This is a genomic window from Acidimicrobiales bacterium (assembly GCA_035533095.1).
Lineage (GTDB): Bacteria > Actinomycetota > Acidimicrobiia > Acidimicrobiales > Palsa-688 > DATLUM01.
Genome location: DATLUM010000076.1, coordinates 1 through 2,640 on the forward strand (window position 1 = coordinate 1; position 2,640 = coordinate 2,640).

Below are 2,640 nucleotides of genomic sequence, written 5' to 3' on the forward strand. Positions count from 1 at the left end.
GGCGCGCACGGAGGAAGGCGGCGAGCTCGGCCCGCCGGGCTGCTGAGGGGTCGGACACCGGGGTCCGCATGGGAGAAAGGCTATCGCTTACCTGGTAGTGCGACTACTACGAGTCACACCAGCAGGCGCAGCGTCGACGCCGAGGTTTAGCGTCGATCGTGGGCCGGTGTCTCCGTGCCGCCGAGGTCCTCCCGGGCGGCAGGTTCGCGGGGCGTCCCCGCACGAAGCGGTGGCGCCGGCGGCGTCGCAGTCGAGGACCATGCAGTGCACGTGAAGGCGATCACATGACCATACGCCGGGCCGGACGAAAAGGGGGAGCAGGAGGCAGTGACGGCGCCAAGCGTTGCCGCCGTCTGGTCGTTCCTGTCGCGAGCCTGGCTGCCTATGGCGCCCTCCTTGCGGCATGCGGGGGCGGAGGGTCGGCGGCGCCGTCGATGATCGTTCACACCCGCCAGCCGGCGCGTCGTCGGGCTAACCGGCCATGCGCTCCCCGTCCGCGTCGCGGTGGGTCGTTGACAGAACCCGTTGACGACGCGCAGGCGGTCGCTACCGCGCCTCGCTCAATGGGTCGATCTGGATCGCCACCAGTGGGAGGTCGTCGACCGGCCCGCCCAGGGTCGCCTCGAAGACCGGGACGAGCACGGACCAGGCGTAGGGGTGCCGCTTGGAATAGTGCGCGAGAGTCGCAGCGGTCTCCTCGCTCGAAAGCTGGCGGGCGTGGGCCGGGAGGGCGCGGTGACGTCCCACCCAGATCCGGACCTGTGGGTTCGCCTCGATGTTGCGCAGCCATTGACTCCTCGTGCCGAACCCCGACGACACGAGGTAGGTGCCTGGTGACGGATGGTCGACCACCTCGAGGACCACGCGGCGCGCGAGTCCCGTCCGTCGACCGGTGTGCTCGACCATGACCAGGCGCGAGCCGAAGACCCAGCCGACCCCGGCGTCGAACAGCGAGATCGGGGCACGGGCGAACCAGCGCTGGCGGAGGAGGCGTGCCCCGAGCTTTGCAAGCACCGGGGAGACGACCCGGCCCAGACCGCTCGACCGGCGCCGCTCAGGGTTCATCGGATCTCGTCACGGAGCGAGTGAGGCTGGTGTCATGGCGGCATTTGGGCGTGGAGTCGGTGCTGGACATGGTCACGATCCCTCCTTGCGTCGAGAATGGCACTGAGCTCTTCGATCCGTTGCTCGTGTCAGGCGGGCAGTACCGACATCATCGCCTTGATCCACCACGGTGACCAGGTTCCCCCGATCGAGGCGCGGCTGCCCCGTTTCCTCTCCGACCTGCTCGCCGAAGCTGCCCGCGCTGGACAGGCACGAAGTGACGTCGCCGCCAGCGAGCTCGCCCACTACTGCCTCCATGCGCTCGGCGCCGCCGCTGCGAGCAGGGCAGCACGCCAGTGCGTCGTCGGGCTCATGCTCGCCGGCATGGACGCCGGCTTCGAACCTCGCCGCTGACCTCCAGCTCCCGAGGCTCACGGGTACGGAGATCCGCGACGCTCGGTATCAGGCCCGTAGGACGCGCGCCTGCCCGATGGGTGAGCGCGACGTCGCCCTCGTGTGGGGGGGCTGGCCCGGCATCCGGCGCAAGGTCAATGGCTGCGGCCCGCTGTGCTGACCGGGCGCTGGGCCTCTGCATCGAGTGGTCACGCTCTTGTAAGAGGTCGCGTAGGCGGCGGTACTCCTCGGCGTCGATGTCGCCGCGCGCCAGACGCTCGTCGAGGATGCGCTTCTGGTCAGCCTTACCGGGCCGGTCACCTTCGAGCCGGTCACCTTGGGACCGCCCTCCATCGGGTCGACGCGTGACGGCCGTGACGAAGTACCAGACCGCCCAGATGAGGACGCCCCAGAAGGCGACCATTGCGAGTGCTCCGAGCAGCCATCCCCACCAGTGGACCCTCCTCCCCCGTACCACATCATCGAAGTCACCTCCTGCCTGCGTCCCGAGATTCTCGGGGCCTGTCTCCATGGTCGTCCTCGATGCCCCTGCGGTGTAGGGGCGTTGGTCCTCTGGTGCTGGGGACGAATGGCCCTACCCCCTGGGCGTATCGGGGGCAGAGGATAGGCCTATGTTCTGGGTGGTCGGCGTCGTTGTCGCCGCTGTGGTCGTCGTCCTCTGCGGCGTCGTGTTCGTCCGCTCGTGGGGCGACGGGGTGGGCGGTGGCGTCCCTGCCCGCTCGCCGGGCATCTGGTGGTCGCTCCGGGCTGGGGTCGCGGGCCGCCGGCTTGCGGTTGCCCTGGTGCCGCTTCCGACTCGGGGCGTGCCGGGCCGGTGCCATCCCCGGTGTATGGAGGAGGTGTAGCGATCATGACGGTCACTGCCGATCGCTCGACGACGGACCAGCCGCCGAGGCGACCTCGCCGTCGCCGGGTGGTGGTCGCGTTGGTCGCTGGTGTGCTGGCGGCGGCGGGGCTCGGGACGGGCCTCGCCGTGTCGCTCGGCGGCTCGGAGCCCACGCCGGCGAGCTCCACTGCGGCCTCTTACGACTACTACCAATCCGTGATGGGCCGCTACGGGTCGGGTTCGATGATGGGCGGCGGCTCGTATGGCTGGATGATGGGCCAGTCGGGCTACGCCTGGATGATGGGAGGCGCCGGTGCGCCCGAGTGGATGCGCGGCCAGGACCTGCCGGGGTTCAT

The 2,640-nt window shown here is 69.9% G+C and carries 5 protein-coding genes; 3 read left to right on the forward strand and 2 right to left on the reverse strand.

Translation table 11 applies throughout. The features are described 5' to 3' along the window. Positions 1–546: 546 nt before the first annotated feature. Positions 547–1,065, reverse strand: a complete 519-nt coding sequence (locus VNF71_10105) for a nitroreductase family deazaflavin-dependent oxidoreductase (protein ID HVA74902.1) — start codon at positions 1,063–1,065, stop codon at positions 547–549. Positions 1,066–1,161: 96 nt separating this feature from the next. On the opposite strand from VNF71_10105, the gene VNF71_10110 reads away from it, so the two are divergent. After that, on the forward strand, positions 1,162–1,458 hold the full coding sequence (locus tag VNF71_10110) for a hypothetical protein (GenBank protein HVA74903.1): 297 nt from the start codon (positions 1,162–1,164) through the stop codon (positions 1,456–1,458). Here the strand turns inward: VNF71_10110 and VNF71_10115 are convergent. Beyond that, entirely contained in the window at positions 1,415–1,969 is a 555-nt protein-coding gene (locus tag VNF71_10115) for a hypothetical protein (GenBank protein HVA74904.1), read from the reverse strand. The genes VNF71_10110 and VNF71_10115 overlap by 44 nt on opposite strands. Before the next feature lie 100 nt (positions 1,970–2,069). Here VNF71_10115 and VNF71_10120 point away from each other — a divergent pair, with 100 nt between their 5' ends. Then, positions 2,070–2,303, forward strand: a complete 234-nt coding sequence (locus tag VNF71_10120) for a hypothetical protein (GenBank protein HVA74905.1) — start codon at positions 2,070–2,072, stop codon at positions 2,301–2,303. A 5-nt stretch (positions 2,304–2,308) separates the two neighbouring features. Continuing rightward, positions 2,309–2,640 (forward strand): hypothetical protein (locus VNF71_10125; protein HVA74906.1); only part of this gene is annotated, 332 nt, incomplete at its 3' end.

Excerpts from the sequence above, each read along its gene's own strand:
- VNF71_10120 (HVA74905.1), top strand. The coding sequence starts at position 2,070 with ATGTTCTGGGTGGTCGGCGTCGTTGTCGCCGCTGTGGTCGTCGTCCTC.
- VNF71_10105 (HVA74902.1), bottom strand. The coding sequence starts at position 1,065 with ATGAACCCTGAGCGGCGCCGGTCGAGCGGTCTGGGCCGGGTCGTCTCC.
- VNF71_10110 (HVA74903.1), top strand. The coding sequence starts at position 1,162 with ATGGCACTGAGCTCTTCGATCCGTTGCTCGTGTCAGGCGGGCAGTACC.
- VNF71_10115 (HVA74904.1), bottom strand. The coding sequence starts at position 1,969 with ATGGAGACAGGCCCCGAGAATCTCGGGACGCAGGCAGGAGGTGACTTC.